This window comes from Streptomyces sp. NBC_01750 (assembly GCF_035918095.1).
GTDB lineage: Bacteria > Actinomycetota > Actinomycetes > Streptomycetales > Streptomycetaceae > Streptomyces.
Map to the genome: position 1 here is coordinate 8,278,211 of NZ_CP109137.1, position 26,781 is coordinate 8,304,991.

General features: G+C 69.5%; 20 protein-coding genes. 7 read left to right on the forward strand and 13 right to left on the reverse strand.

What is annotated here, in order from left to right; genetic code table 11:
• Positions 1 to 11: 11 nt before the first annotated feature.
• Both OG966_RS41040 and OG966_RS37560 read right to left on the reverse strand, forming a co-directional pair.
• Positions 12 to 803, reverse strand: a complete 792-nt coding sequence (locus tag OG966_RS41040) for an SCO2400 family protein (protein WP_442806789.1) — start codon at positions 801 to 803, stop codon at positions 12 to 14.
• 450 nt (positions 804 to 1,253) lie between these two features.
• Positions 1,254 to 2,072, reverse strand: a complete 819-nt coding sequence (locus tag OG966_RS37560; RefSeq protein ID WP_326654571.1) for a rhomboid family intramembrane serine protease — start codon at positions 2,070 to 2,072, stop codon at positions 1,254 to 1,256.
• A gap of 359 nt (positions 2,073 to 2,431) precedes the next feature.
• On the opposite strand from OG966_RS37560, the gene OG966_RS37565 reads away from it, so the two are divergent.
• The 6 genes from OG966_RS37565 to hypE are packed head-to-tail and all read left to right on the forward strand — an operon-like array spanning position 2,432 to position 8,606.
• A complete protein-coding gene (locus tag OG966_RS37565; protein WP_326654572.1) occupies positions 2,432 to 2,827 on the forward strand; it encodes a hydrogenase maturation nickel metallochaperone HypA/HybF in 396 nt (131 codons plus the stop codon).
• 3 nt (positions 2,828 to 2,830) lie between these two features.
• Positions 2,831 to 3,595: a hydrogenase nickel incorporation protein HypB gene (hypB, locus tag OG966_RS37570; protein ID WP_326654573.1), complete on the forward strand. Its 765-nt coding sequence runs from the start codon at positions 2,831 to 2,833 to the stop codon at positions 3,593 to 3,595.
• Positions 3,592 to 5,994 (forward strand): carbamoyltransferase HypF, encoded by a 2,403-nt coding sequence (hypF, locus tag OG966_RS37575; protein ID WP_326654574.1) that lies wholly within the window; start codon positions 3,592 to 3,594, stop codon positions 5,992 to 5,994. The genes hypB and hypF overlap by 4 nt, the downstream gene beginning before the upstream one ends.
• Positions 5,995 to 6,047: 53 nt before the next feature.
• Entirely contained in the window at positions 6,048 to 6,371 is a 324-nt protein-coding gene (locus OG966_RS37580) for a HypC/HybG/HupF family hydrogenase formation chaperone (protein ID WP_326654575.1), read from the forward strand.
• Positions 6,368 to 7,492: a hydrogenase formation protein HypD gene (gene hypD, locus OG966_RS37585; RefSeq protein WP_326654576.1), complete on the forward strand. Its 1,125-nt coding sequence runs from the start codon at positions 6,368 to 6,370 to the stop codon at positions 7,490 to 7,492. Before OG966_RS37580 ends, hypD begins: the two co-directional genes overlap by 4 nt.
• Positions 7,493 to 7,523: 31 nt before the next feature.
• Positions 7,524 to 8,606 carry a hydrogenase expression/formation protein HypE gene (hypE, locus tag OG966_RS37590; protein ID WP_326655530.1) on the forward strand — a complete coding sequence of 361 codons (1,083 nt, stop codon included), beginning with the start codon at positions 7,524 to 7,526 and terminating at the stop codon, positions 8,604 to 8,606.
• Positions 8,607 to 9,465: 859 nt separating this feature from the next.
• On the opposite strand, the gene OG966_RS37595 is transcribed toward hypE, so the two are convergent.
• On the reverse strand, positions 9,466 to 10,377 hold the full coding sequence (locus OG966_RS37595; protein WP_326654577.1) for an aldo/keto reductase: 912 nt from the start codon (positions 10,375 to 10,377) through the stop codon (positions 9,466 to 9,468).
• 299 nt (positions 10,378 to 10,676) lie between these two features.
• Positions 10,677 to 11,138 carry a DUF5709 domain-containing protein gene (locus OG966_RS37600; protein ID WP_326654578.1) on the reverse strand — a complete coding sequence of 154 codons (462 nt, stop codon included), beginning with the start codon at positions 11,136 to 11,138 and terminating at the stop codon, positions 10,677 to 10,679.
• Between the two features lie 302 nt (positions 11,139 to 11,440).
• Here OG966_RS37600 and OG966_RS37605 point away from each other — a divergent pair, with 302 nt between their 5' ends.
• Positions 11,441 to 12,616 (forward strand): serine hydrolase domain-containing protein, encoded by a 1,176-nt coding sequence (locus tag OG966_RS37605; RefSeq protein WP_326654579.1) that lies wholly within the window; start codon positions 11,441 to 11,443, stop codon positions 12,614 to 12,616.
• A gap of 54 nt (positions 12,617 to 12,670) precedes the next feature.
• Here OG966_RS37605 and OG966_RS37610 read toward each other — a convergent pair whose 3' ends face one another.
• The 9 genes from OG966_RS37610 to OG966_RS37650 all read right to left on the reverse strand — a co-directional run bounded on the left by OG966_RS37610 (position 12,671) and on the right by OG966_RS37650 (position 26,768).
• Complete coding sequence (locus OG966_RS37610) at positions 12,671 to 13,348, reverse strand: formyltransferase family protein (RefSeq protein WP_326654580.1); 678 nt, start codon at positions 13,346 to 13,348, stop codon at positions 12,671 to 12,673.
• Positions 13,345 to 16,494 carry a non-ribosomal peptide synthetase gene (locus tag OG966_RS37615; protein ID WP_326654581.1) on the reverse strand — a complete coding sequence of 1,050 codons (3,150 nt, stop codon included), beginning with the start codon at positions 16,492 to 16,494 and terminating at the stop codon, positions 13,345 to 13,347. The genes OG966_RS37610 and OG966_RS37615 overlap by 4 nt, the downstream gene beginning before the upstream one ends.
• Before the next feature lie 2 nt (positions 16,495 to 16,496).
• A complete protein-coding gene (locus OG966_RS37620) occupies positions 16,497 to 17,570 on the reverse strand; it encodes an NAD-dependent epimerase/dehydratase family protein (protein ID WP_326654583.1) in 1,074 nt (357 codons plus the stop codon).
• Positions 17,528 to 19,495: a fatty acid CoA ligase family protein gene (locus tag OG966_RS37625; protein ID WP_326654584.1), complete on the reverse strand. Its 1,968-nt coding sequence runs from the start codon at positions 19,493 to 19,495 to the stop codon at positions 17,528 to 17,530. The genes OG966_RS37620 and OG966_RS37625 overlap by 43 nt, the downstream gene beginning before the upstream one ends.
• Positions 19,495 to 20,442: a hypothetical protein gene (locus OG966_RS37630; RefSeq protein ID WP_326654585.1), complete on the reverse strand. Its 948-nt coding sequence runs from the start codon at positions 20,440 to 20,442 to the stop codon at positions 19,495 to 19,497. Before OG966_RS37630 ends, OG966_RS37625 begins: the two co-directional genes overlap by 1 nt.
• Before the next feature lie 2 nt (positions 20,443 to 20,444).
• On the reverse strand, positions 20,445 to 21,416 hold the full coding sequence (locus tag OG966_RS37635; RefSeq protein WP_326654586.1) for a 3-oxoacyl-ACP synthase III family protein: 972 nt from the start codon (positions 21,414 to 21,416) through the stop codon (positions 20,445 to 20,447).
• 251 nt (positions 21,417 to 21,667) lie between these two features.
• On the reverse strand, positions 21,668 to 21,919 hold the full coding sequence (locus tag OG966_RS37640) for a hypothetical protein (protein WP_326654587.1): 252 nt from the start codon (positions 21,917 to 21,919) through the stop codon (positions 21,668 to 21,670).
• 158 nt (positions 21,920 to 22,077) lie between these two features.
• Positions 22,078 to 23,490 (reverse strand): FAD-binding oxidoreductase, encoded by a 1,413-nt coding sequence (locus OG966_RS37645; RefSeq protein ID WP_326654588.1) that lies wholly within the window; start codon positions 23,488 to 23,490, stop codon positions 22,078 to 22,080.
• 68 nt (positions 23,491 to 23,558) lie between these two features.
• The gene (locus OG966_RS37650) at positions 23,559 to 26,768 is read right to left on the reverse strand and encodes a tetratricopeptide repeat protein (RefSeq protein ID WP_326654589.1); all 3,210 of its coding nucleotides are present in this window, start codon (positions 26,766 to 26,768) and stop codon (positions 23,559 to 23,561) included.
• Positions 26,769 to 26,781: the final 13 nt, after the last annotated feature.

Genomic DNA, 26,781 nt, shown 5'->3' on the forward strand with positions numbered 1-26,781 from the left:
CGAACCTTCGGTCACCTGCCGGTGATCGTGCCGCTTCGGTGTCGCTCCGGCAGCAACAGCTCCGTCAGTTCCCTCTGGGTATCGGTCACTGGGCCACCAGTGGTGCTCGGCGCAGGACTACCCGTGGGTGAGGTGCTCACACTGCCGGTAGGACTTGCGGAAGGAGTCGGCGTCGTCGGCGTCGGCGACGCCGAGTGGCTGGGGCGGCCATGGGAGGGGCGGGGGGTCGGCCTGGCCCTCACGGGCGGACTGGTGGTGGCTGTGGGAGCTGGGGAAGCAGCTGATTCCCGGTGAGTGGCCGTCGGGCTGGGGCGCCGAGTCGTACCACTGCTCCGGTCCCGGACGCTCCCTCGGGCCGGGTGCGTGGCCCGCCGTTCCGGCGTGGCTTTCGGTGACTTGGTGACGTGGGCCTCGGGTTCGTCGGGGGATACCCGTTCCGGGCTCGCCGCTGCTCCTGGGGCACCGGCGGAGTGCTCGGGCAGCAGCGATACGGCGGCCAGGCCGCCGAGCATGGTGAGGGCTGCCGCGGCAAGAGTCCGGCCGCCGTACTTCTTCAATCGCTGCGGATGGCGGCGCCGGGCTGCGGGCGCATCGGCTGCGGGAGCGGGGGACCGGAGAGGCTCGGGGGACTCGAAGGAGCTCGGTCCCTCGCTGAACAGGATCTCCGGCAACACCGTGTCGACTGTCGGAGCACCACCGCCGCTCCGATCGATCGGCGGTGCTGTGGCGGAGTCGTATGCGCCGCATTCCGGGCACGTCACGGCGCCGTTGAGGACGCGGCGGCAGGGGAGGCAGTAGTCCATGATCTCGTCCCTCAGTGCGTGAGTCGCTGGAAGGAGCCGTGGCCGGCCGACCAGGCTGGGCAGCAGCCGGCCGCCGGAAGGCGGCGCTCGGTGACTTTCCGGAGCATCCTTGGCATGTGCGAACCTCACTCACTCACCGGTCTGCAGGTGTTTCACCGGTTACCGAGGTCAACGGGCTTGAGCGAATCAGTGTTCAAACGGCGGTTGAAACGTGGCGCACGCAACTCCGTTGGAGGTTGTAGCTGGTCGCGCGGGCGCCACGCTTCGGCGTCCGAGCCGACAGCCACGGCTGACTCCGAGTCAACTGCATTCACTTCCTGGGACTGAACGTCCTCTTGGGCGCGGTGCGGCAGGTGAGAGGTGGACGTGGAAGTGGATGACAGGGCCGACCTCGGCACTCCGGGTGGTCGACGCCCCGTGGCGCCCCCGACGCCGGGACCAGCAATGAGCTCACCAACGCGGCGGTACCTGCGGCCTGTTGTGCAGCCGCTGCGGTTCGGGAGGGGGCGGGGTATTGGCCCGTAGCGGAAGCGCCAGCAACGCCCCGGCCACGAATCCGAACACATGGGCGAGGTAGGCAACGGTGCCGGCCTCCGCGACGCCGTAGTCGGCCGAGTAGAACGCCTGCAGGACGAACCACAGTCCAAGCACAGCCCAGGCCGGGAGTCGCAGAGGGAAGAAGAAAAGAAAGGGCACCAGGCCCCACACCCGAGCCCGCGGGTACAGCACCAGGTAGGCGCCCAGCACACCGGCGATTGCCCCGGACGCCCCGATCAGCGGTTCGGTGGAATCGGGGTTGGCCAGCGCGAAGCCGTACCCGGCCAGGTACCCGCAGAGCAGGTAGAACAGCAGGTACCGCACCCGGCCCAACCGGTCCTCGATGTTGTCGCCGAAGATCCACAAGAAGAGCATGTTGCCCAGCAGGTGCAGCCAGCTGCCGTGCAGGAACATCGAGGTCAGCACGGACAGCGCAGGCGCCTTGTCGTAATGGGGCGGTCCGAGCAGGCAACCCGGCCCCTGGGGGCCCACCGCTGGGGTGCCGGTCGGGACCAGGTTCGGCACCTGGTTGTGGATCAGCTCCCGAGGGACAGCGCCCCACTGTTCGAGGAAAGCCTGCAGATGGCACAGCTGCGCGAGGCCGCTGTCGCCCGCGATCGAGGACACGGCCACTGGCGTGCGCAGGAACACCACCACGTTGGCCACGATCAGCGCGTAGGTGACCCAGGGCGTGCGCCGGACCGGATTCGAGTCATGAACAGGAATGACCACAAACGGAACCTGCCCCGATCGGTACGGAGAATCCGGTCCGGCCCCTGCCAAGTCAGCCGCCCGGCCGTATCAGCTGCGCCTCGTCGCGCCGCCGCGCCGGTGTCAAGCGCGGCGCGCCACCCAAGAACACCATGCCCAGGCCATGGAGGTGGGTCGAGTCGCCTCCCGGACCCATCCCCGCTCGCCAGGGGATGGTCCGCACGAGCGGGAGCGACCACGTCCGCCACTGCCCCGAACGGTGTATGCGGCTGGGTGGCGTCGGCGTGCCGGGCCCCCGGCCGCAGGGCCCCGGCCTCTAATGGAGCCGAACGGGCCGCAGAGCGTTCGACGGCGGTCGGTCTGTGCCAGGACGGAGAGCGATGCACGAGATGTCCATCGCGTTGGCTGTCGTCGGCCAGGTGGAGCAGGCGGCGGCCGAGGCAGGCGGCGTCACCGCGGTGACGTCCGTACGGCTCCAGGTCGGCGAGCTGGCCGGAGTGGTCCCCGACGCCCTCTCCTTCTGCTTCGAACTGGCCTGTGCCGGGACCGTTCTGGAAGGTGCCGAGCTGATCGCGGAGTCCGTGCCCGGCCGTGCCCGCTGCGGGCCGTGCGCGGACGAATGGGCGGTCGGTATGCCGCCGCAGCTGTGCTGTCCTGTGTGCGGAGCGGCGACCGCCGAGCTGCTCTCGGGACGCGAACTGCAGATCGTCAGCGTGCACTGGGAGGACGGCCAGGAGCACGAACGCACCCGTGAACCCATTTCCGAGGAGTGCTGAAGCATGTGCCGAGTGGTCGATCTGCAACAGGCGGTCCTCGCCAAGAACGACGCGACCGCGCACACGCTGCGCGCCGAACTCTCCGCGCGCGGCACCACGGTCGTCAATCTGCTGTCCAGCCCCGGCAGTGGGAAGACCGCTCTGCTGGAGGGCGAACTGCTGCTGGCGCGGCAGCGGAGAGTACGTGTCGCGGCCCTGACCGCCGACCTCGCCACCGAGAACGACGCCGTGCGCCTGGCCCGTTCGGGAGTCCCGGTCAAGCAGGTACTGACCGACGGTCTGTGCCACCTGGAGGCCGGGATGCTGGGCCGGCACCTGGAGGGATGGCTTCCCGATGACACCCGGCTGCTGTTCGTGGAGAACGTCGGCAACCTGGTCTGTCCGGCTTCGTACGACCTTGGTGAGTCCTTGCGGGTCGTGCTCGCGTCCGTCACGGAGGGGGAGGACAAGCCGCTGAAGTACCCCACCGCCTTCGGTCTGGCGCACCTGGTGGTGGTGACCAAGACCGATATCGCGGAGGCGGTCGAGTTCGACGAGGCGGCGTTCCTGGCGAATGTCGCGCAGGTCAATCCGGGGGTGGAAGTGCTGCTGACGTCCGCGCGGCGGGGCGTCGGCGTCGGCGCCCTGCTGGACCGGGTGACGGCGGTGGCCGACGGCGGGCCGGTCCATGCGCCTGTGATGGCCCGTCAGGAGCATCTCCATGACCACGAACACGGCACGCATACCCATACGGCGGCCTCAGGCGCCATGGCGCAGTCCGGCTCGTGAGTGGTTCGCGGCCGGCCGCCGCAGTCGCCGAGGAGGCGGTGCAGCGCAGGCGGGTCACCGTCCGGGGCGTGGTTCAGGGCGTCGGGTTCCGGCCGTTCCTGTACACACTCGCCACCGGGCTCGACCTGGTCGGCCATGTGACCAACACCGGTGAGGGCGTTGTCGCGGAAGTCGAAGGGCCGCCCGCTGACCTCGTCCTGTTCTGCGACCGCATCTCCGCGGACGCGCCGCCTCTCGCGCATGTGGAGTCCGTGGACCATCAGGAGGTCCCCACCACCGGGGGTGACGGGTTCACCATCGCCGCCTCCACGACGGGCGGGCCCGCGCGCACCCTGGTCTCGCCGGACATGGCGACCTGCGCCGCCTGTCTCTCCGAACTGGCCGACCCGGCCGACCGGCGTCACCGACACCCCTTCATCACCTGCACTCATTGCGGCCCCCGCTTCACGATCGTCCGCGGCCTTCCGTACGACCGGGACCACACGACGATGGCTGACTTCCCGATGTGCGCCGACTGCGCCCGGGAGTACGTCGATCCGGCCGACCGCCGCTTTCACGCGCAGCCGATCGCTTGCCACGCCTGCGGCCCCCGCCTGCGCCTGCTCGTGGCGAACACGGATACGGCGGGCTCGCCTCAGCCCGTATCCGCCAGGGACGCCGTCGCCGGGGCCCGCAGGCTGCTGTCCCACGGCGCGATCCTCGCCGTGAAGGGCGTCGGCGGCTACCACCTCGCCTGCGATGCCTCCAACTCCCGGGCCGTGGCCACGTTGCGCCGCCGCAAGGCCCGCGGGAACAAGCCGTTCGCCCTCATGGCCAGGAGCCTCGCCGACATCGAGCACCTGGTGCACCTGGGCCCCGAGGAGCGGAGCCTTCTGACGGGCGGGGTCAGCCCCATCGTCCTGCTGCGCCGCCGGAACGACGCTGTGCCGCCCGGACTGCCGAGGCCCTCGGAGGAGGTTGCCCCTGGCAGTCCCGATCTCGGCGTGATGCTTGCCTACACACCTCTGCACCATCTGCTTCTCGGCCTGCCCGGTGATGCCGACGGGCCACGCCTGCTCGTGATGACCAGCGGGAATGTGGCGGGGGAGCCGATCGTCACCGCGGACACCGACGCACTGACCCGGTTGGCGCACCTGGCCGACGCCTGGCTCACGCACGATCGCGGGATCCATGTTCCGTGCGACGACTCGGTGGTGCGTGTGTGCGACGGGGAGCTGCTGACGCTCCGCCGCGCCCGTGGCTATGCCCCGCTGCCGGTCGTACTGCCCGTCTCCGTGCCGGCGGCCCTCGCCGTCGGGGGCGACCTCAAGAACGCGTTCTGTCTCGCGGAAGGGCGCAGGGCCTGGCTGTCGGCGCACATCGGGGACATGGACGACCTCGCCACACAGCAGGCGTTCGAGCGCGCCGAAACCCAACTGGAGTCGATCGCAGGGGTGAACCCCGGGCTGCTGGCGGCCGACCGGCATCCCGGTTACCGCTCCGGGCAGTGGGCCACCCGGCACGCGACGGGCCGGCCGGTCGTGCGGGTCCAGCACCATCACGCCCACGTAGCCGCCGCGATGGCGGAGCACGGACTCGACGGGAGCCGCCCCGTGATCGGGGTCGCGTTCGACGGCACTGGCTACGGTGACGACGGGGCGGTGTGGGGCGGGGAGTTCCTGCTGGCGGACTACGAGGGGTTCAGCCGCCTCGGACACCTCGCTTACGTCTCCCAGCCGGGCGGGGACGCCGCGGTGCGCCGGCCGTACCGAATGGCACTTGCGCATCTGCGCGCAGCCGGCATCGCCTGGTCCGAGGACCTTCCCTGCACTGCCGCCTGCCCTCCCGACGAACTCCGTGTGCTGGAGCACCAGTTGGAGCGCGATCTGAACTGCGTGCCCACGTCCAGCATGGGGCGGCTGTTCGATTCCGTGTCCTCGCTCGTGGGCGTCTGCCATCAGTCCGGATATGAAGCCCAGGCAGCCATCGAGCTGGAGGCGGCCGCCCTGACGGCCGCGGCCGGGGACGTGGCCGGCTACGCGTTCGCAGTGCGGCCACGGGGCGATGGCCGGGCTGCGGCGACCGCCGACCCCGCGCCCGTCCTGGCAGCCGTCGTCGACGACGTACGGGCAGGCACATCCGTGGCCCTCGTCGCCGCGCGGTTCCACCGGGCCGTCGCCGATCTCGTGCACAGGATCTGCGTCTTGGCGCGAGAGGAACACGGACTGGACACCGTGACCCTGACCGGCGGTGTGTTCGCCAATGTTCTGCTCTCCTCTGCGTGCGCACGGTCGCTTCGCGAGGACGGTTTCACCGTCCTGCGCCACCGCCAAGTCCCGCCGAACGACGGGGGACTTGCGCTCGGTCAACTGATGGTGGCCGCACATGCCGCCGTGGCCCTGCGCGGAGGCGGCCACTGACGACGTGCCCCGGGAAGACCGGGCTACGGAACATCCACAGCGAGGAGAAGCGCATGTGCCTGGCGGTACCCGGGAGAGTACTGGACATCGAGGAACGCGACGGCACCCGTATGGCCAGCGTTGATTTCGGCGGCGTCGTCAAGGAGGTGTGCCTGGAGTATCTGCCGGACCTCCAGGTCGGCGAGTACGCCATCGTTCATGTGGGGTTCGCCCTGCAGCGCCTGGACGAGGCGTCGGCCAAGCAGACGCTCGAGCTCTTCGCCACGCTCGGGATGCTTCAGGAGGAGTTCGGCGATCCGTGGGAGTTGGCGGCGGAAGCCGGCGGGTCCCCGTTGCCCGCCGCCGGCATCGACACACCCCAGGAGGCACAGAAGTGAAGTACATCGACGAGTTCCAGGACCCGGATCTGGCGCGTCGCCTGCTCGATGACATCCACTCCACCGTGACCAGGCCGTGGGCACTGATGGAGGTCTGCGGGGGGCAGACGCACACGATCATCCGGCACGGCATCGACCAGTTGCTCCCTGAGCAGGTGGAATTGATCCACGGACCCGGCTGTCCCGTATGTGTCACCCCCCTTGAAGTCATCGACAAAGCTCTGGAGATCGCCTCCCGCCCCGAGGTGATCTTCTGCTCCTTCGGTGACATGCTCCGCGTGCCCGGCACCGGCCGTGACCTGTTCCAGGTCCGCAGCGAAGGCGGCGATGTACGGGTCGTCTACTCGCCGCTCGATGCCCTGAGGATCGCTCAGCAGAACCCGGACCGCGAAGTGGTGTTCTTCGGTATCGGATTCGAGACGACCGCGCCGCCCAACGCCATGACGGTGTATCAGGCGCGCAAGCTCGGCATCCAGAACTTCAGCTTGCTGGTGTCCCATGTCAGGGTGCCCCCGGCGATCGAGGCGATCATGCAGTCCCCGCGCTGCCGGGTTCAGGCCTTCCTCGCGGCCGGGCATGTGTGCAGTGTGATGGGCGTCGCCGAGTATCCGGAGCTGGCAGAGCGGTTCCGTGTCCCGATCGTCGTGACCGGATTCGAACCGCTGGACATCCTTGAGGGGGTGCGCAGGACCGTACTGCAGCTGGAACGCGGTGAGCACACCGTCGACAACGCCTACCCGCGTGCGGTCCGCCCCGAGGGAAACCCCGCCGCCCAGGCCATGCTGGCGGATGTCTTTGAGGTCACCGACCGCGCCTGGCGCGGTATCGGAACGATCCCCGGCAGCGGCTGGCGGCTGTCCTCGCGGTACCGGGACTACGACGCCGAGTACCGCTTCTCGGTCACCGGCATCCAGACCAGGGAACCGGCGGAGTGCCGCAGCGGCGAGGTTCTGCAGGGCCTGCTGAAGCCTCATGAGTGCGAGGCCTTCGGCACGCTGTGCACGCCCCGGACGCCGCTCGGTGCCACCATGGTCTCCAGTGAGGGCGCGTGTGCCGCGTACTACCTCTACCGGCGGCTGGACATCACGAACGCATCGCTGGAGGCGAGCACCGTTGTCTGAGACCACAGAAGCGCTCCCGACGGGTACGCCGTTGAACGGCTCATCGCGGACTGCCGAGCCACAGCTGCCGGATCCCACGTCGTGGACCTGCCCGGCCCCGCTGCGGGACCAGAGCCGGGTGGTGATGGGCCACGGCGGTGGCGGCGCGCTCTCCGCCGAGCTCGTCCAGCACATTTTCGCGCCGGCCTTCGGGGGAGAGGTACTCGGACAGCTGGGCGATTCCGCGGCGCTCTCGCTCGGCGGAGTCCGGCTGGCCTTCTCCACGGACTCCTTCGTGGTCCGGCCGCTGTTCTTTCCCGGCGGCAGTATCGGTGACCTGGCCGTCAACGGCACCGTCAACGACCTTGCCATGAGCGGCGCCCGAGCCGCCTATCTCTCCTGCGGATTCATCCTGGAGGAGGGGGTCGAGCTCTCGGTGGTCTCACGCGTGGCGGAGGCGCTGGGTTCGGCCGCGCGCACCGCCGGGGTCGAAGTGGTCACGGGTGACACCAAGGTGGTCGAAGCCGGCCACGGCGACGGGATCTTCATCAACACGTCGGGGATCGGCATCATCCCGGCAGGCGTCGATCTGCGGCCGCAGCGCGTCGTCCCCGGTGATGTGGTGATCGTCAGCGGCGCGATCGGCGTCCATGGTGTCGCGATCATGAGCGTCCGCGAGGGTCTTGAGTTCGGTGTGGAGATCGAAAGCGACTGCGCGGCGCTCGGCAGCCTGGTGGAGACGATGCTCGCCGTCACCCCGGACCTGCATGTGCTGCGCGATCCCACGCGCGGAGGCCTGGCAGCCGCCCTGAACGAGATCGCGGCGGCCTCCGGCGCCGGAGTCGTCGTCCAGGAGCGCATCATTCCCGTCCCTCCACCCGTGGCCAACGCCTGTGCCGTCCTGGGGCTGGACCCGATGTACGTCGCCAACGAGGGCAAGCTCGTGGCGTTCGTCCCGCGCGAGCACGCGGAGCAGGTCCTGGAAGCCATGCGCTCGCACCCTCTGGGCGCCGACGCGACGGTGATCGGTGAAGCTGTGGAGGCGCACCCTGGCATGGTGGTGGCGCGTACCGGACTTGGCGGTACGCGGGTGGTGGACCTGCCGATCGGGGAGCAGTTGCCACGGATCTGCTGAAGCCGTCGTCGCCTGCCGCCCGGTCCCGAGCCGGTATCTGATCGAGCAGTTCGGTGACCGGTCGGCGAATGTCCCGGCCGCGGCGCGGACCAGTACCCCCTGCCCCTGGACAGCATGCCGGCTGCGCCGAGGTCGGGTCCGTCGCGTACCGGGGCAGTCTGTTCTTCGAGGGAAGCCACGCGTAGATTCCAGAGGTCGGCGTTGTGATCACTGCTGGGGGCAGACGTGGACTGGGGGACGCTCGTCGCGGCGGTCAGTGGTGGCTCTCTTGCCATTTCCGGCACCGTTCTGGCTGACTATCTGCGCCATCGCCATGAAAACGACCGCGGAGTCGGGGCACGGCGGCGGGCTGCGTACATCGAGTTCATCGGAGCCGCTGGGGTGTGTCACGCGCGGTTGCGCCAGATCGCGCAAGCCCCCGGTGCCGAAGCCGACCTGGACGCGGCCACCCGCGCGGCGCTGAGCGATTCCGCGATCTATGAGGTGCGGGAACGGCTGTTCATCGATGCGACCGCCGCCCGTCGCCGGCGCCGGGCAGGTGATGTTCGAGCAGCTCCGTGCGCTTCAGCGGGCGGTTGCGGCAGGGGCTTCGTCGGCATCACCCGCCTTCCACGATGTCTCCCACCCTTACATCGAGGCGGTCTGGACCTATCGGGTCGCCGTACGCAAGGAGCTTGAAGGCCAGTCCCTCAAGCCCGGGGTTTTCGGATGGGACGGGTGGGATGGCAGGGACCGGTGCCCGATATGCCAAGGCGCGGTCGCTGCCGGAGGGTAAGGGGAAGCGGACGATCCGGGGCAGGGGCGCAGCCTTCTCAGCCGCCGCTGAACCATCTGCGAGGCGGCGCAGTCGGTACCTGGCTCACCCTCCGCCCGTGTGAAGCGAATTGAGGCGGACCAGTTCGTCCGCGGAGAGCCGCAGCGCACCCGCGGCCATGTTGTCGACGAGGTGGTCCGGATTGCCGGTGCCAGGGATGGCCAGCACGTGCGGTCCTTGCTGCAGCGTCCATGCCAGCCGGACCTGCGCGGCCGTCGCGCCGTGCGCGCGTGCGACGGCGAGTATCTCTTCGCTGTCGGTGGCGCTCGCACCTGCGTCGCGCCCGGCACTGGCGATCGCGTAGAACGGTACGAAAGCGATGCCCTGCTCCCCGCAGGTGCGCAGGAACTCGTGGGCCTCGGGCCCTGCGCCGACGCCGTAGGGGTTCTGCACGCAGACCACCGACGTGATGGTCCGGGCCTCGGCGAGGTGTTCGGGCGTGACGTTGGAGATGCCCAGGTGGCGGATCAGCCCGGAGTCGCGCAGGCCGGCCAGCGCGCCGAAGTGCTCGGCGATCGAGCCGGTTGCCTTGCTTCGTGGGATACGCAGGTTCACCAGGTCGAGGTGGTCACGGCCGAGCTGGCGCAGGTTCTCCTCGACCTGGCCGCGCAACTGCTCCGGCGTGGCCCACAGCCACTCGCCCGACGGGTCCCGGCCCGGCCCGACTTTGGTGGTGATGACCAGGTCATCCGGGTACGGGGCCAGTGCGCGGTTGATCAACTCGTTGGCGGAGCGCAGCGCTGAGAAGTAGAACGCGGCGGTGTCGATGTGGTTCACACCGAGCTCGACCGCGCGGCGCAGCACGCTGATCGCCCGGCCACGATCGCTCGGGACGCCGTTCCCGAACGCCGGGCCGTTCTGCGTCAGGCGCATCGCGCCGAACCCGATGCGGTTGACCGTGAGGTCGCCGAGTTTCCAGGTGCCCGCGGCCGCCGCGGTGATCGTTTCTTCGGTCATGAGAGGAGTCTGCGTCAGACGGCCCTCGGAGCGCCCGGCGGCGGCAACAACCTGCCAGAAGCAACGCATCGGCTCGCGAGAGGGAACGTTGTCACCGTGACAGCGCGGACGGTGGTGCGGATACGGGCGTGGCCAAGGTCCACCCTGGTCGACCCCGGGGCAGGGCGCGGCATTTGGCGCTCGGCGCTGCCGGCGGATCTGCCGCGCACGTGCGAGGCCGCTACGCGTCCGCGGCCGCCAGCGGCTGACTGCCGACGCCCCCCAGTAGCGCCGGGGCGCCCACCGCAGCCCTGGGCAGATCAGGACTGCTCGGAGGATTCCGGGATCAGATGCATCGCCGCCTCTTCCGCCGAGGAGGCGCCGTCGATGCCCACATCCGTAGCGACCAGGTCCTTCTCCAGGCCGGAGTGGGCGCCCTCATCCGGGGCCACAAGCCGCCCGGCGCGCTCGTCCCCGACCTCGTCGTCGATCAGTTCGCCGTCCGTGTCCCACGCGTCCCCCAGCCCGTCGCCCGCGGGCGTACTGACGTCTGGCGCTTCCTCGGCCAGCCGTTCATCAAGGCTCTCTCCCCGGCGCTGTTCCGCCGCGGTGGTGCCTATCCGCTCCACGGCCCACGGCCTCTCCGGCGGGGAGTACCCCTCGGACAGGATCTGCAGCGCGGGATCCTCGAGAGTGTCCTCGGCGTCCAGCAGCCCGGCATCGTCCTGCACCTCGGACCCGTCCGGCTGGTAGACCTCGTCACCCATGGAGCTCTCGGTCATGTCTCCTCCTCACGGCCCCGTACTTTCAGTCTCCGCCAGGCTGCGGCGCCGGGCGCCCCGTGGCGAGCCGTTCCACAAGCCCGATGCCGGCGGACAAGTGCGATGCGGTTCAAGCCGTCCGGCAAGCCCTACGCCAATAAGGCTACGACCACGACCGCCTGCGGCGACCACACGAAAGGACGTACAAGCTTCTGGAAATCTTCCGAAGCGCGCCGGCTGAGGCCGACGGTTAGCATGCGGAACGAGGCCCTCAATTGCGAGATGCGGGGATCGCGGCCGTCGATCTGGCTGGAGGCTCCATCGTGCGTAGTCCGAAGACCGTGACCCTCATCTGCCTGCAGGTGCTTTTGGGAGCTTCGCTGGCGGGCTGTGCCTTCACTGAGGCCGAAAGTGCGGCGAAGGCATGTCCGTCCGACCAGATCTCTGAAGGCGGCACGTGCATTGCGGGCGACACTGCCGAATTCACCGAGAAGCAGGTTGAAGACTCCCTGAAGAAGTACAAACTCACCGCAGCCATGGCAGGGGTATGGGTCGATGGCAAAAAGATCTCGACCGTCGCTTCAGGGGAGTCGATGACGGGCATTCCGGCTTCGAAGGACATGCATTTCCGGATCGGGTCGGTTGCTATTCCCTATTTGACGACCGAAATTCTCAAGCTCGTCGATGAGGGAAAGGTCAAGCTTGACGACAAGATTTCTCGGTGGCGCCCCGAACTTCCGCACGCGGACGAGATCACACTGAAGATGCTGGCCTCTACCACCTCGGGATACGCGGACTACGTCACAGATCCCAAGTTCGTGGCTGAACTCTACAAGAATCCGTTCCGGCAGTGGACGGCGGAAGAACTGGTGGACATCTCCGTCTCCAAGCCCCTCGTGAAAAAACCGGGAACGGGTTTCGTATACTCGCACGCCAATTGGGTGATCCTTGGTGACATCATCTCGAAAGTGGAGAAGAAACCCCTGGCGGAAGTGATGCAGAATAACATCCTGAAGCCCCTCGGATTGACCCAGACCCAAATTCCGGCCACAGCGGAGATTTCCGCCCCGGTGCTGCACGCCTTCGACAACGAAAGGGACGTATTCGAGGACTCCACCTACTGGGATCCGTCATGGACGCTGGCGCCGGGATCGGTAATGACGGGAACGCTGGAAGATATGGGGAAGTCGTTTGCGGCGCTGGGCGAGGGGAAGCTGCTGACGCCCGAGTCGCACAAGGTGCAGATCACGCCTGTATCCGATGTGTCGCCCACGACCTCCTACGCCCTCGGCGTGGCCGTTCAGAAAACCTGGCTCCTGCAGAATCCGTCGTTCGCCGGCTATCAGGGAACGGTCGCCTATCTGCCTTCCAAGAAGATCGCGATCGCGACGGTCGCGACACAGGGGATCGGCAGCGACGCCGCCAAGAATTTCAGTACCGAGCTCTTGATTTCGATCGCCGACCACGTGGTTCCGGACACCCCGTTGAGCGGCGGTTGAGAAGGATCCGCCCAGCGGCGGCCGCAAGGCGCCGGGGCGGACGGCCGCCGGCCTTCATGCCAGCGCTGCGGCAAGCTCCGGGAGGTAGCCGGCCAGGAAACCCAGGTCGGTGGCGCGCTTGAAGTTCGGGTGACTGCGGTGCTCGGGCAGACGGGCCAGTGCCGCGCGGCCGAAGTAGCCGCCGTCGGCGCCCAGGGGCCGGGTGGGCTCGCCGGTCCAGTCGGGGTCGGCGGCGGCGAGTGGCAGGCAGCGCTTGAACAGGTTGTGGCAGGTTTCCAGACCGCGGCGGAGCACCACGTGGTACGGGTCGTCCGGGCCGATCGGATAGGGCTCGGCGGCCAGGGTCCTGCCCGTGTCGATGCCCTCGTCCACCAGGTGGAGTGTCGCGGCGAACTCTCGATCGCCGCGCAGTATCGCGTACACCAGAGCCACCTCGGGCAGCCCACGGTAGGCGGGTAGCGGGCCGTGGTGGATGTTCAGGATGCGCAGCCCGGTGGAGAGCACCGGAGCGCGGAAAATCATCCGGTTGTTGACCGACCAGACAAGGCCGTCCGTGCTGGCGTCGGCCAGTTCTCCGGCGACCGCGTTGACGTCCGCGGCTGCCAGGAAGGGCACGTCGGGCGAAGCCGTCAGCGCGGCGGCGGGGCCGCAGACCAGGTCCACGGCCAGACCGCTGTCCAGTGTGTGCTGTATGGCGCGCCGGAGCAGCGCGCCCTCACCGACGAAGATCACGACGTGCTCCGCAGGGCGTCGACGGTCTCGACGACCCGGCCGAGCGTCAGATTCTCGCTCAGGGACCCGAGCTGCGCCAGGAACTGCTGCTCCATGGCCTGTCCCAGCAGTTCGTCACCGAGCGCGGACAGCATCTCGAGGACGGCGAGAGAGTCGCCGCCCAGCGCGTGGAAGTCGGCGGAGGCATCGAGGCGCGTGGCATCGCAGTGCAGGATGCGGGACCAGATGCCGGCGGTCACCGCCGCAGTGGAGGGTCCCGGAGCAGGTCCGGTCCCGGCGGGCGTCGTGTTCGCGGGCGCTCCCGGTGCGGCCTGCTTCCCGGGCTCCGCGCCCGCTTCGTCGAAAGGATTCGGCAGCGCATTGCGGTCGGTCTTGCCGCTGGCCGTCTCGGGCAGCCCGGGCACCGTGCACACGACCGAGGGCACCAGGTGGGAGGGCAGCGAACGTTCCAACTCTGCCCGTACGGCTGCCTCGTCGAGGACCTCCGCGCCCTCGGCAGGAACCACGTAGGCGCACAGTGCCTGCGGGCCGGCATGGTGCCTGCGGCGGGCGACCACGGCCGCCTGCGCGATGTCCGGCAGCGCGGTGAGCGCCGCCTCGACCTCACCCGGCTCGACCCTGTGACCGCGGATCTTGACCTGGCTGTCGATCCGGCCCGCGTACTCGAGCTGCCCGTCCGGCAGCCGCCGCACCAGGTCGCCGGTCCGGTAGGCGCGCCGGCCGTCCGCGAGGTAGACGAAACGGTCGGCCGTCAGGTCGGGGCGGCCGAGGTAGCCGCGGGCCAGTTGAACACCCGTTACATACAGCTCGCCCAGCTCGCCGTCGCGCACTTCCTGCCGCTGCTCGTCCAGCACGGCCACGGAGGTGCGGTGCACCGGTACTCCGATCGGCGTTGATGCGTGTGAGGCGTCGTCGCCGACGACGGCGGCGGTACAGGCCACCGTCGCTTCGGTGGGGCCGTAGATATTGACGATCAGGCAGTCGGGCCCGAACGATGCCCGTGCCCACTGGCCGGTGCCCGTGGTGAGGTTCTCGCCGCCGACGTGGAGCGCGCGGATGCCTGCCGGACGGAGGCCGAGCCTGGCGGCCAGTTCGAGGTGGGTCGGGGTCAGCGCCAGGGTGTTGGCCTGCCGGCCCGAGAACATCTCACGCAGTTTGACGTGGTCGAGTTCGCCGGGCACCGGTACGACGGCCCCACCGTGCAGAAGCGGCGGAAAGATCTGCATCATCGACAGGTCGAAGCCGGGGGAGAAGGAGTACGCGACCCGGGTCTGTTCGTCGCACCGCAGGAACGGGGCTATCCAGCCGGCCACGTTGACGAGACTCCGGTGCTCGATCTGGACACCCTTGGGCTTGCCGGTGGAACCCGAGGTGTAGATGACATAGGCCAGATCGTCCGGGCCGGGAGCGGCAGCGGTCAGGTCGTGGCGCGCCTGCTCTTGGAGCGTTGCGCGATCGCTGCCGGCATCCTCGAGGAGGATCGTTGTGCAGTCGGCCCCGCTCGCACGGCCGGCCGAGGCCGCGTCCGTCAGACAGAACCGGGCCTGCGCGTCGTGCAGCAGCTCCTTGACCCGCTGCTGCGGATTGCGGATGTCCATCGGCAGGAAAGCGGCGCCTGCCTTGAGGACACCCCAGATCCCGGCCAGGCCGAGCGCCGAGCGGTCGGCCAGCACACCCACCACCTCGCCGCGCCCGACTCCCCGGGCCAGCAGCACCGCCGCGACGGAGTCCGAGCGGCGGTCCAGATCCCTGTACGACCACGGGAGGCCGTCGCCGGTCACGGCGATTGCCTCCGGTTGCCGGGCGGCCTGCGCCCGGAACAACTGCACCACTGTGGTGTCCAGCGGCGGAAGCCCGTCAGGTCCGGGTGCGAGCAGCCGGTCGGCTGCGCCTGGCTTTCGAGGCCGGGTCACGGGCGGCGCGTACGAGACCGGTACGGCCGTGCCCAGCGCGGTCTCGATCCGGTCCAGCAGCACCTCGCAGCGCTCGCCGGCGTCCGCGGCCCCGCGGGCGGAGACCACCAGTTCGGTGTGCTCGGGCAGTTCGAGGAGCGCGATGCTGACAGGAACCAGGGGGGCATGCACCGGCAGGGCGTACACGGTCGTCGCCGCGAACTCCCCGGTACTGAATTCCTCGAGCGCCAGCCGGCCGGCGTTGGAGACGATCGCCGACGCCAGATAGCGGTGCCGGGCGTACGAGCCGGCGCGCGCAGCGCCCACCAGCGCCGCCGCTGCGGGCAGCGGCAGCCGGGCGAGCGCCGTCTCCGCCCCGGCCGCCAGTTCCTGCCGTGCGGCGAGGGCGTTGAGCAGCCGGCGGTGCACCGCATCCGTGCCGTGGCCGGCCGGGACGTCGAGGAACACCGGCAGCGCCAGGTTGGCCGTCGATGACACGGTGGGAGCGTGCCGCCGCAGATCCACCGGGACCATGATCCGGGCCGGGGAACCACCGACGGCGCCGGCAACCGCGGTCGCCACCTTGGCGGCGAGCGCCGCGTGTCGGCCCGGAACCGCACGCCGCCGCCACACCGAGCCGCTGCCCGCCCGGCCGGCCAGCGGTGAGCGCTGGTCGAGCCCGAGACGGGGCCGCTGCCCGGTTCGGCCGAGCCTGTCCAGCAACTGGTAGTCGGCCAGGGAATCGGCGGCGCCGTGCAGCGGTTCGCCCCGCAGCGCCCGGAAGACCTCGGCGGCCCAGACCGACGCGCCCTTGAGGTCCATCACGGCGTGGGAGGCACGGAACACCACGGTGCCGGGTTCGCCGGTGAGGAGCACCACCTCGCAGCCGGGGCGGCCCTCCGAATCGGCCAGCGGACCGGTCAGCTCCGGCAGGCCCGTGAGCGTCCTGCGGTCGAAGGCCTGTCCATCGGCGACCACGATCCGCGCCGGTAGTCCACTGTCGACCCACATCCTGCCGCGGCGCACCAGCCGCGAGCCCGGGCAGGACGCCGAGGCCTGCGCGACGGCGCGGCTCAACTCCAGGGCGTCGATCGGGCCGGTGCCCTCGACCACCAGCTGGAGCACCAGCAGCTCGCCCAGGCGGGTGGCGGCCAGATAGGACCACTCGGTCGGGGAGACGGGCCGGCGGAAGGAGGTACGGCCCTCGGGACGGGCCCCAGGACCGATGCCCGTCGCGGCATGATGCACAGTCATGGCTACTTCACCTTCCGGATGAATTCGTCGACGCCGCCGATGCTGTCGATCCAGGCCTCCAGCCGGGCCATTCCGGCTTCGTGGTCCACCCGTGGCGCGATCAGATCCCGCCGTGCCGCAGATATGTCGTACGTCGCCGAACGGGTCAGCAGCGCCAGCGAGTACCGGGAGAGCGGTGGCGAGGAGTGTTTGGCCAACGGCGGCAGTTTCCATGCCATGTCGGCCGTGAAGGCGATTGCGCGCAACAGGCGGTGGGAGACGCGTTTGGTCGGAGGCTTGCCGCCGAACCGCTCGGCGAGTCCGGCGAGCGTGCTCCAGATCTCCACCGGCTGCCGGTCGGCGATGAAGTACGCCCTGCCGCCGACCCCGTCGGCACGCGCGGCCCGCACACAGGCGTCGGCGGCGTTCTCGCAGTAGCACAGGGATGCGTACACCGGCCTGCCACCGGAGAGGTCGGGCAGGCTGCCCGTCATCATCTTCGCGAGCAGCCGCGGCATGAATCCGGAGTGGTCGCGCGGGCCCCACACGGCGCGCGGGCGCAGTGCGACGGTGGTGAAGTCCGCGCGGTCCGCGGCCAGCACCAGGCGCTCCGCGGCGGCCTTGGTCTCCGAGTAGAGATTGAGGTGGCGTGCGGGGAAGGGCTCGGTCTCGTCGATGTCGAGCCGGTCGCCGCCGCGGATGCTCATCAGCGCGCTGGGGCTGCTGATGAAGACGAAGCGTCGCGCCCCGGCTTCCTGGGCCGCCGACATGAGGCGCGCCGTGCCCGAGACGTTCTCGTCCCGGAACTGGGCGCGGGTACCCCTGTCGGTGACCCGGGCCGCGCTGTGGTGCACCGCATCGATCCCGTCCATCGCCCGACGTACCGAGGCGGCGTCGCGCAGGTCGCCGTAGGAGAACTCGACGCCCGCAACAGTGCGCAGATGGCTCAGGTCGCTCTCTTCGCGCACCAGTACCCGCACTTCGTCGCCGGCGCGGAGACAGGCGTCGACGATATGGCTGCCGAGGAACCCGGACGCGCCCGTCACCAGCACCCTCATACGGAAGCGCCCTTCGTCCTGCGGAGTTGTGTACGCCACCACGTCGCTCCGAAGAGCATCGTGAGTGCCGCGGTCGCCCACGGTTTGCGCCCGGTGGCGAGTTCCTGCTCCGCACGCAGCGCGGACGGTATCTGGACCGCGTGGACGACGACGCTCAGGAAGGCGTCCACCCACCAGAGAGCGGTCAGCGCCACATGGCTCCAAGGCAGCAGCGGCCAGGCCGCCAGATACGCCCACCCGAGCAGTGGGACGGCGCGCAGGGCACGGTCGCCGGCCGTCGGGCGGCGGCTTCCGGTGAGCAGGTCCTCGGCCCATCCGGCCAGCAGTTCCCGGCGGATCTTGGCGTTGTGGCGGATGTCGACGGGGAAGGCGGGGTGCGGGAGGAAGTCCGTGATGGCCTTGGTCATCGGGTTGTTCGCGCCCAGCTCGCGCAACTCGCCCTCGATTCGGGGCCACTGCCTGCGGTCGGTGTCCGGTGCCAGCTCCACGCACAGCACCGGCCGCTGCTCGCCGTGCGGGCCGAAGCCCACCAGCGCCGTGCGCCGGACCTGTGGGTGGGTGTTGAAGACGCTCTCGCAGCGCACGGTGTGCAGGTCGCCGCAGGCTGCGCGGACCCGGTGGCTCTTGCGCCCGCAGAACCAGATCCGTCCCTCACCGTCGATCCATCCGACATCACCGGTGCGGTGCCAACGACGCCCGCCGTCCTGGATCTTGTGCGCGGCGTCGGCCCTGGGCGATTGAAAGTAGCGCGGGCTGACCGCCTGGCCGCTGACCACGATCTCGCCCATCTCACCGGCTTCCAACGGCAGTCTGGACGTCCACCGGGGGATCGGAGCGTCGCCGACCTCGATGATGCGGACCGATGTGCCGGGTGCGGGCCGGCCCACACAGACACCCAGGCCCGCTGCCAGGCCGTCGGCCGGCCCGGCCAGCGCTTCTCTGCTCTCCACCAGTGCGATGGGCAGCGCCTCGGTCGACCCGTAGGTGCTGAACACACGTGATCTGTTGGGCAGTACGGCACGCAGCGCGCCCATCAGCTCCGGGCTCACCGGTGCGCCACCGGAGACGATCAGGTGCAGCGACGGCACGCGGGCGCCGGTCTCGGCCAGATGGGCCGAGAGCGGACCCAGCAGCGCGGGGGAGGCGAACATGGCGTTCACGGAGAAGCGCTGGATCGCGTCGGTCAGCAGCGCCGGGTCTGCGGCGCCGACCCGGCCCATGTTCATCTTGGGCACCACGGCCGTGCGGCCCGCCGCGAGGTCGAATACGCCCATCAGGGGCAGGGTGACCAGGGTGCTGGTCATGTCGGAGGTGAAGTGGCCCTCCTCGACGCCGTACGCCATGCCCCGCAGCATGCCGACGGTGAGCTCGACCGGCTTGGCAGGGCCGGTACTGCCGGTGGTGTAGCCGATCAGCGCGAGGTCGTCGGGCCCGGACTTCAGCGGCGGCCGCTGCGGCAGGCCCGCACCGAGGGCGGTCAGCTCCGCAAGTGCCGTGCCGCTCCCGCGGCCCACCTTGATCAGGCTCCGCACTCCGGCGAAGGCACGCGGACGCAGCCGCCGCAGAATATGTGCGGACGGGACGCCGATGAATGCCTGAACACCCACCCGGTGGAGGCAGTCCAGCATGCGGCCGAGCCCCATGCCGGGATCGACCACCACCGGAACAGCGCCGATGTGGAGCAAAGCGAAGACCAGCGTCAGCAGGTCGACGCCCGGCGTCACCAGCAGGGCCGTACGGGTACCGCGGCGGATGCCGTGCGCTTCCAGCCCGGCGGCGCAGGCGGTGACCCGCGCGGCGAGCTCGGCGTAGCCGACCGAGGCGTAGGCCGGCCGGCCGGCCGACTCCATCCGGTCCCCGTCCGGGTGGATGACGGCCGGCTTGTCGGGCGTACGGACGGCGTGCCAGGCAAGCAGTTCGGTCAGGAATGCGTCGTGGCCAAGTGCGGTCGTGCTGCTGGGCATCAGCGCGCGGCTCCGTCGCTGTCGTCGGCCAGGCGGTAGAGAGTGGCGGCCGAACTCAGGCCGGCGCCGACGGCGAGGAAGAGGATCCGGTCGAAGCCCGCGAGCCTGCCCGTGTCCTGTGCCTGCCGGAAGCCGTAGGCCAGTGCCGAGGTGTGCGGATCGCCCTGCACCCCTTCGACGGTGACGGCGCCGTCGGATGCCACGCCCAGGCGTTTGGCGAGCTGGGCGGGGAAGTCGGGCGACGGCTGCGAGGTGATCAGCAGCGTGCGGTCCAGGACCGCTGCCGCTCCGTCGGCGTCGGTGCCGTACTCGGCCGCGAGGCAACCGCGTACCGAGTCGACGGCCAGGTCGAGCATCCGCTCCAGCACACCGCTGTCCCGGTCGACGACAATGGTGCTACGGCCCTCGGAGCCGGCCTCGTAAAGGGGCAGATATCCGTTGACGCCGTGTGTCCCCGGCGCTGACCGGTGGTGCACCCGGCCGAAGCCGCGGGCGTCGGCGGTGCGTTCCAGCAGCAGTGCCGCGCCGGTGCTCGCGTACGGGAACTCGGCAGTGCCGGCCTTGGACGGGTCCATCGAGGGGTGCGTGTCGGCGGAGACCACCAACACCCGGCGGGCGCTGCCGGTTGCCAGCAGGGCACCGGCCGCCTGGACGGCGTTGAGCACGCCGCAGGCGCCGTTCATGAGGTCGAAAGAGAACGCGGCCCGTCTGTCGGGGGCGTGAAGGTAGTCCAGGTTGATGCCGATGCGCTTCTGGATGAGTGCGGCGACGGACGGCTCGGAGATGTTGGAGTCGCGGTAGACGCCGACGTTGATCAGGACATCGACGTCCGCGGCGGTGAGCCCGGCCTGTTCCAGGCAGGCGCTGCCCGCCGACGCCGCGTACCCGATCGCGCTGCCTGTGTCGTCCGCCGGGCTGAGCGCGGTGGAGGTGATGACGGTGGCCATGGTCATACCTCCAGCGAGGAGACGGTCGCGGACAGGAAACCGGTCACCACACCCGAGGCGGCGGGGACCAGAAGGATCTTGGACCCCTTGGGTATTCGTCGTTCCGCGAGCGCCTGGTGCACTACCAGATAGTGCGAAGTGGTCGCGGTGTTGGCGAACTTCTCGACGACCGAGAGCGTCTGCGGCATGGGTGTCTCGAAGATGCTCTCGCCCACCTGGTTCATGAAGTCGATGAACCGGCTGCCGACCTGGTGCTGGACGATGAAGTCGTATTCCTCGTCAGCGAATCGGCGACCGTCTTCGGTCAGCTTGTCGCGGTGGAAGGTCGGCCACAGCGACAGCCTGTCCTGGGCATGCATCTCTTTGTTGTTGGTGTACATCGCGAGATCGCCGGTGTCGTCGCTGGGCATGCCCAGGCACAGATGCGAGTACTCCGAGCAGGTCATCAGCTCCACGTCGTGGATCATGTCTGCTTCGTCGGTGGCGCGATCGACCAGCACGGCGACGCTCGAGTCGCCGACGGAGAGGGACGCGAACTGGGAGTCCCGGCTGTCCTCCATCTCACGCGCGGCAGTGAAGGCGATCGGAGTGATGTGCTCCCCGCTGAGTACCAGACCGTTGCGGACCTCACCGGACCGGATCATCCGGTCCAGCAGATAGACGCCGGTCATCATGCCCGCGCAGGCGTTGGAGACATCGAAGTGAAGGGCGGAGATCGCGCCGATCTCCTTGGCGATGCGGTGCGCGAAGGAAGGCTCGAACTGGTGGCGTCTGCCGTCCGTCGTGCGGCTGATGGAGCAGGAGATCACGACGTCGATCTCGTCCGGGGTGTAGCGCGAGCGGTCAAGACAGTCGCGGGCTGCCGAGACTGCCATCGTGAGGCAGTCCTCCGGGATGTCGGCAGTGTCGTCCGCGACGCGGCGCTCGGCCATTCCGGTAATCTTGAAGAGGTCGAATTCCGGAACTTTCTCCATGCGAGTAAGGAGTTCCGGAGTACTCATAACAGCCGAGGGGAGATACGCCCCGATGGACTCTAATCGACTCTTATTCATAAACCTCTCCCGGTGGTTCCTTATTCACGCGGCACGCTCACGGTGGAACCTCGACGAGTTCCAATTTCATCGCCGAGCCACTGGTCATGGTTCATGAAATCCCCGACTTCGGTGCGCCGCACCACGACGTTAGCGCACTGGTCAGGGGGTCTGACGCCGCGAGCCTGTGATGATCACCACTCTGCGGTTATGGAGCGTTGTCGAGCGCGATGGCCAAAAATCGGCGGTCGATATTGCGGCAGGATGTCGGTGAGGTTGCGCGGAATAGCGAAGCGGCCGGAGCGATGGAACCTGCCTCGGCAAAAGCGCGCCCCAGTTGCGATGCGTGCCTTGTCACGCCTGCCGGATGCGGCGACGGGAACCCGGTTTTCGACGAGTGCCGGCGTGCGCAATCCGCGCGATACGACTGTCCGGATCTCGATCATGCGGGGGTGGTGCGCCGTCCTTTCCTGCGTGAACCGCCCGGCCCGGCAGGAGTGGCTCCTGCGGTGCCGCGTTGTGGCGGCATCGCAGGAGTCCGACGGCATCACGCCCGCACCGCGACCGGTGGCCGCCACGAGGAGCCGGTCCGCGGTCACCAGGGTCAACTCGCCGAGGACGGGCGGATGTTCTGATTGAGCCGGAACAGGTTCGTGGGGTCGTACTTATTCTTGACCTGCACGAGCCGGTCGTAGACGGGGCCCGGATACGAGGCGCGCACCTTGTCCTCCGCCCCGTCACCGGTGAAGTTGACGTACGCCGCACCGTGGCCGTGGCGGGCGATCTCATCCCGTGCCCCCCGCGCCCACGCGACGTGCTCGTCGAAGCCGGTCGGCTCCGGGGAACGTGCAATCACATTGCACAGGAAGCTCGCGTCACGTTGGCTGAACGCGGTTGCGTCTGCGGGGACGCGGCCGTAGGCGCCGCCCAGGTGATGCATGTGCAGTTCGCTGGAGGGCGTCGGCGTTGTGTGGTGCAGACGCGTCAGCTCATCGATCGCGGGATCGGATGCCTCGATGAATGCCGAGGTGAAATAGTTGTGCGCACCACGCGTCCACAGCGGGTCCAGCAGCGTCTGCATTCCGGTGTAGGGCATTGGGCCCATGAGGTCGGCGATCGGGGTACCGAGCCCGCGCAGCGGACGGACCGCCGCCTCGCCGGCCTCGGGGGCACCGGCGTACATGCCGCCGACGACCACGACCCGGGTGCCGTGCACCTCTTCCGGCAGGAACGGCAGCGGGGGCGCTGTTGTCAGGTTGACCAGCGTCGTCAGCTCGTCGGGCATCCCGGCGGTCAGGTCACGCCACCGGGTGATCACCTGCCGTGCCTCGGCGGCCGGGTAGAAGATCAGGCCCGCGAGCACTTGTGGGCCCACCGGGTGCAACTGGTACTCGAACGACGTGACGACACCGAAGTTGCCGCCGCCGCCCCGCAGCGCCCAGAACAGGTCGGGGTTCTCCTCGGCACTGGCGTGCACGAGCCGGCCGTCCGCGGTCACGATGTCGGCCCCGACCAGGTTGTCGCAGGCCAGGCCGTGGCGGCGGACCAGCCAGCCGACCCCTCCGCCGAGGGTGAAGCCGGCGATCCCGGTCGTCGAGACCAGGCCGCCGGTCACGGCACGTCCGAACGCCTGGGTCTCGTGGTCGAAATCCCCCCATGTCATTCCGGGCTGTGCGACGATCCGCCGCTGTACCGGGTCGACCCGCGACCCCTTCATCGCGGACAGGTCGATGACGATCCCTCCGTCGCAGGTCGAGAACCCGGCGATGCTGTGTGCGCCGCCCCGTACCGCGACGAGCAGGTCCTGGCTGCGTGCGAACTCGACCGCACGCATCACATCGGCGGTTCCGGCGCACCGCACCACCAGGGCCGGCCGCCGGTCGTGCGCGGCGTTCCAGATCGCCCGGGCATCGTCGTACCCCGCGTCGCCCGGGCGTACGACCTCGCCCCGCAGTCCCGCCTCCAGCTCACCGATGGTGGCGTCCCCGAGAACACCCTCTGCCGTATCGATCGACATTTTCGGTCTCCTTGATGTGGTGTTTGCTCTGACACCAAGGAAGGTAAGAAGTGCCGCTTAGCACCGGGTTAGCGGCGGCTTTGCGTCCGTGCCCCGGCTCGGCGCAGGTGAGCCAGACCCCGTATGTCGCCCAGTCGCGTGAAAAGGCGCAGCGCGCGGGCGGTGGCCGCGTCGGCGCCTGCCTGGTCGCCCGCTTCCTCCGCCATTCTCGACAGCATGACCGCCACCCACCCGGTGGCGCACGTCGACCCGGCAACGTTTTCGAGATCCAGGGCGCGGGTGAACAGATCCCTGGCTGTGGCGGCGTCGCCCGCGGCCCGGGCGATGAGCCCGAGGTGGAGCAGGCTGTTCGTCGTACCCGGGATGTCGTCGGTTTCCTCGAAGCCGGTGAGGGCCCGCCCGATCGCCGACCGCGCGCTGTCGACGTCGCCGACGGCCATGGCCAGCAGGCCGAGACTGCCAAGGGTGATCCCGACTTCGCGGCGGTCGCCGAGCCGGCGTCTGATCCGGAGGCTGGCCTCGAGGTACGGCCGAGCCGCGGCGTACTCCCGGTGGGTGCGACATATGTTTCCGAGGGTGTTGAGGGCCAGCGACTCCCCGTGCGGGTCACCGAGCCCGCGGAAGCAGTCGACGCTCTGTTCGGCCGCTGTTCTGGCCTCCTCCACAGCGCCGTCCAGCCGGGTGGCCCACGCGAGGTTGGACAACGCGTACCCGCGAGCCTGCGCCGTGCCCACCAGCCGCCCGACCAGGACGGTCTCCTCGAAGCACAAGGTGATCCTGCCCCCGGCGTCCTCCTCGGCCACGTACCCGGGCGTCATGACCGGGAAGTACGGCCGGGTCCCGCTGTCGCGGTCCGTGAGCAGACGCAGGCTTGTTGCGAAGGCATCCCGTGCCGCGCTCCCGTCACCACGGCAGAAGGCGCAGATCCCCCGCTGATGCGCGGCGGCGGCCAGAATCGGCAGATCCCCGTCGGCGAGTGCGCACGCCTCGTCGAGCGCTGTCCCTGACTCGTCCCAGCTGCCGCGCATCCACAACAGGATCGCCTGCTGGTAGAAGGCGTACGCGAGCGCTGCCCGGTCCTCTCGTGCCCGGTGGATCGCCACGATCTCCGCACCGATGGACGCCAGCCGGGAGCCGTCGCCGAGCCGTATCGCGAGCACGCCCTGGCCGAGGAGGGCCCGTGCCCGTAGCGGAGTCGGTGCCGGCGCCGCGGCGAGTGCGTCGTCCAGTCGGCGCCGCCCCTCTGCGAGGTACCCGCGCTCGACCCAGAAGCGCCGCAACGCGACCGCCAGCCGTAGTGCGCGTTCCGGGTCGTTCTCGAGGGCCGATCTCAGCGCGGCGCGGAGGTTGTCGTGATCGACTTCGAGCAGGCGTGACGTCTCGCCGGGGATCCGGGTCGTCAGCTCGGGATCATGCGACTCGGCGAGTGCGAGATAGAAGCCGCGGTGCCGGCTCTCGGTCTCCGTCAGTTCCCCGGAGTCGCGCAGTCGCTCCCGCGCGTACTGCCGGATCGTCTCCAGCAGTCGGTAGCGCGCTTCGTCGCCGTGGCGCTCCACCAGGACGAGCGACTTGTCGACCAGCCGGCCGAGCAGATCCAGCACGGATGAGGGGTCGATGTCCTGGGTGCACACCTCCTCCGCAGCGGGCAGCGAGAAGCCGCCGGCGAAGACCGCGAGCCGACGAAAGAGCAGTCGCTCCTCGGGGTCGAGCAGCTGGTGACTCCACCGCAGGGTGGCGAGCAGCGTCTGCTGCCGGGTCACCGTATGCCTGCCGCCCTGCCCGAGGAGGGTGAGCGCGTCGTCGAGCCGCTCGGCGATCTGTCGCGGTGCCAGAATGCGTACCCGCGCGGCCGCGAGCTCCAGGGCCAGGGGCATCCCGTCGAGCCGGAAGCAGATCTGCGCGATGGCGGCCGCGTTGTCCGCGTCCAGTCGGAAATGCGGGACGGCCTCCTTGGCCCGTTCCACGAACAGCCGCACGGATGAGAAACGGCCGAGCTCGGCCGGGGGTGGCAGCCGATGTATGTCAGGCAGTCCGAGTGAGGGCACTCTCCATGTGCGTTCGCCGTAGGCCCGGAGTGGTTCGCGGCTGGTGGCCAGCACGACGACCCCCCGACAGTGGGCCAGGACGTCCGCGACCAGGGCGGCGCATGACTCGACCAGGTGCTCACAGTTGTCGAGCACGAGCAGCAGCTCCCGCCCGGACAGCTGCGCGACCAGGGCCGCTTGTGTCCTGTTGTCCGGCGGGAGCTCGATGCCGAGCACTGCGGCGACCGCGTCCGGAACGAACCCGGGTTCGGCGACCGCGGCGAGGTCGACGAACCACACACCGTCGCGGACAGCATCGACGTGGCGGGCCGCGACGGCCAGGGCGAGCCGGGTCTTGCCGCAACCGCCGGGGCCGGTCAGGGTCAACAGCCGACTACGCGCGAGGAGTTCCTCCACCTCGACGATTTCGCGTTCCCGGCCGATGAAGCTGGTCAGCTGCGCCGGCAGGTTGTGACGATGTACGGGACCGCGTTCGGCCGGCTCCTCGACCGAGCCGGCCAGCAGCGTGCGGTAGAACTCGCGGGTCTGCGGGTCCGGGTCGGATCCGGTGTCACCGCGGAGCGCGTCACGCAGTTGCTCATACACCGCCAGCGACTCCCGCCGTCGTCCCGCGGCTGCGAGGACCCGCATGAGTGCCCGGTGGCCCGGCTCGTTGAGTTCGTCGTCGGCGATCAGAGACTGCAGCACCTCGATCGCCTCGGTGGCACGGCCCTGCTGCTCGAGCGTCTCGGCGAGAGCCAGTCTCAGCCCGGTGCGCCGGACACCCAGGGCACTGCGCGCCTCCTGCGTCCATGGCTCGAAGGTGTCCTCGGGCAACAGTTCATGCTCGGCCAGGGCGAGTGCGGCGCGGTAGTCCGCCGGCCTGCCACCGGCCGATGCCCGTCGTGTCGCCTCATCCAGCTCGTCGAGGTCGACCCGGACGCCGCCGTCCGGGCCGAGTGCGACCACGTCGTCCCGAAGGACGACGACATCGCCGGGTGTCCCGGCGGTCGCCAACGCGCGCCGGACGGCATGCAGCACCTGGTGCAGATTGTTGGACGCGGCTTCCGGATCCAGGTCGGGCCACAGCAGGTCGTACACCCTGTCCCGGTGCAGCCTGTGGTCCGGTGTCAGGGCCAGCAGTTTCAGGACGCTCCTGGCCTTGCGCAGCCGCCACGCCCCGGCGGCGACGTTGCGGTCTCCGACCGCCACGTGCAGGCCACCGAGCAGATCGATGCGCACCTCGTCGGCCATGTCCGCCCCTAGG

Bases quoted from the DNA above. Each gene is read 5' to 3' on its own strand.
- OG966_RS41040 (WP_442806789.1), bottom strand. From the start codon at position 803: ATGGACTACTGCCTCCCCTGCCGCCGCGTCCTCAACGGCGCCGTGACG.
- OG966_RS37565 (WP_326654572.1), top strand. From the start codon at position 2,432: ATGCACGAGATGTCCATCGCGTTGGCTGTCGTCGGCCAGGTGGAGCAG.
- hypB (WP_326654573.1), top strand. From the start codon at position 2,831: ATGTGCCGAGTGGTCGATCTGCAACAGGCGGTCCTCGCCAAGAACGAC.
- OG966_RS37580 (WP_326654575.1), top strand. From the start codon at position 6,048: ATGTGCCTGGCGGTACCCGGGAGAGTACTGGACATCGAGGAACGCGAC.
- OG966_RS37595 (WP_326654577.1), bottom strand. From the start codon at position 10,377: ATGACCGAAGAAACGATCACCGCGGCGGCCGCGGGCACCTGGAAACTC.
- OG966_RS37600 (WP_326654578.1), bottom strand. From the start codon at position 11,138: ATGACCGAGAGCTCCATGGGTGACGAGGTCTACCAGCCGGACGGGTCC.
- OG966_RS37615 (WP_326654581.1), bottom strand. From the start codon at position 16,494: ATGACTGTGCATCATGCCGCGACGGGCATCGGTCCTGGGGCCCGTCCC.
- OG966_RS37625 (WP_326654584.1), bottom strand. From the start codon at position 19,495: ATGCCCAGCAGCACGACCGCACTTGGCCACGACGCATTCCTGACCGAA.
- OG966_RS37630 (WP_326654585.1), bottom strand. From the start codon at position 20,442: ATGGCCACCGTCATCACCTCCACCGCGCTCAGCCCGGCGGACGACACA.
- OG966_RS37635 (WP_326654586.1), bottom strand. From the start codon at position 21,416: ATGGAGAAAGTTCCGGAATTCGACCTCTTCAAGATTACCGGAATGGCC.
- OG966_RS37640 (WP_326654587.1), bottom strand. From the start codon at position 21,919: ATGATCGAGATCCGGACAGTCGTATCGCGCGGATTGCGCACGCCGGCA.
- OG966_RS37645 (WP_326654588.1), bottom strand. From the start codon at position 23,490: ATGTCGATCGATACGGCAGAGGGTGTTCTCGGGGACGCCACCATCGGT.
- OG966_RS37650 (WP_326654589.1), bottom strand. From the start codon at position 26,768: ATGGCCGACGAGGTGCGCATCGATCTGCTCGGTGGCCTGCACGTGGCG.